Origin of the sequence: Streptomyces graminilatus, from assembly GCF_001418565.1 — a bacterium.
GTDB lineage: Bacteria > Actinomycetota > Actinomycetes > Streptomycetales > Streptomycetaceae > Streptomyces > Streptomyces graminilatus.
The window spans coordinates 1-1,375 of the sequence record NZ_LIQQ01000840.1 but is presented as its reverse complement, the minus strand read 5'-3'; the positions used below and the strand labels follow the sequence as shown (position 1 = coordinate 1,375).

The window sequence follows — 1,375 nt, the reverse complement described above, 5'->3', positions numbered from 1 at the left end:
AGCAGTCCTGAGCGGCCGGGGCGGGGGAGAAGACGGGGGCTGTGTGTGAGGGTCAGCAGCCGTACTCGCAGTCCTGCTCGTCCAGGAGCAGGGCCGGACTGTAGCTGTGCGGGCAGGCATCGTCGCCGCGGAGTTCGGAGGGCAGGTCGTCGAAGCCGATGCCGCACGCGGCGAGCATCGTGACGACCTCGTTCAGGTCACCCACTCCTTCGAGTGCACCTTCGGGCCATCGGTCCCGAAGGTGCGCGGACAGCTGCGGAAGCGCAGAGGAGTCCGTCACGAAGTCCCGCACGGTGCGGCCGCCGACCGAGACGAGGCGTCCGGCCAGGAAACTGCCGTCGTCGTTCTGGGCCAGCTCCAGGGCGTACGCAGCCGGGTACATCGCGCGCAGCGCCTCGGCGAGGTCCGAGGCGACCGCGACGGCGCCCTCGCGATGGCGCCGGTGCAGCTCGCCCAGGCGCGACCACGCGGTACCGGCTTGCTCGGCCCGGTCCTGTTCCAGGGCGTCGGCGATGCGCACGGCGCACCGGCGCGCCTCGGGTTCCTCCGGAAGGTGCCCGTCGTCCTCGGCGGCCTGGGCCAGGAAACGCGCGATCTCAGCCCGCGCGCGACGGCCGACCGGAGCGCCGTCGCCGACGTGCCCGGCCGCCGCGGCGATGAAGTCCTTCTTGGACACGGAAGGTCCCTCCTTCCCGAAAGGGGCTGCTCAGCCCCTCAGGGTCTACGACAGTGCTGCTGCGTGCGTTTATCGAGACAAGTAACATTGATAGTACACGTGATTATCGAGTTAAGAATTGACACGGCAGAATGGCCGTCGTACGTTAGATTCGCGTTAGATCCGTTGAGTGGAGGAAGACCGTGTCCGAGCCCGTGGAGTCCCTGCTTGCGCAGATCTCCCAAGACGGCCCTGTGCCGCCGCTGCCGCCGCCGGCGGAGCGGACTCGGCTGCGTGAGCAGTGGGGCTGGACCAAGACTCAGGTCGGTGATGAGCTGGGGGTGGCCCGGGAGACGGTGTGGACGTGGGAAAAGGAACCGCCCCGCACTCCCCGCGGCAGGATCGGACAGCAGTACGCCCGGCTGCTGGCCCACTTCGCGGCCGAACTCGACCGTCGCACGGACCCCGCCCCCGCCGAACCTCAGCCTGCCGCGCCCGCCGTCGAGATCGATGACGGGGACGACGAGAGCGGTGAGGAACCGGCGGACCAGCTCGCCTTCGACATCGAGGACCCGCCCGAACTCCACTGGGACACCGAACCCACGCCCGCCACGGAACCAGGGTCCGAAGAGCTGGAGTCGGGATTCGATGTCCCCGGCTCGTGGACCGAGCTGCCCGAGGGCATCACCCGGCCGTGCCTGCGCTGCGGCGGCCCCACTC

General features: G+C 69.6%; 1 protein-coding gene and 1 pseudogene. One reads left to right on the top strand and one right to left on the bottom strand.

Annotated features, from left to right (window positions below):
* Positions 1–52: 52 nt before the first annotated feature.
* Positions 53–676 carry a hypothetical protein gene (locus AOK08_RS42095; protein ID WP_055535871.1) on the bottom strand — a complete coding sequence of 208 codons (624 nt, stop codon included), beginning with the start codon at positions 674–676 and terminating at the stop codon, positions 53–55.
* Positions 677–858: 182 nt separating this feature from the next.
* Here AOK08_RS42095 and AOK08_RS42090 point away from each other — a divergent pair.
* A pseudogene (locus tag AOK08_RS42090) lies at positions 859–1,375 on the top strand (hypothetical protein); the annotation flags it as partial.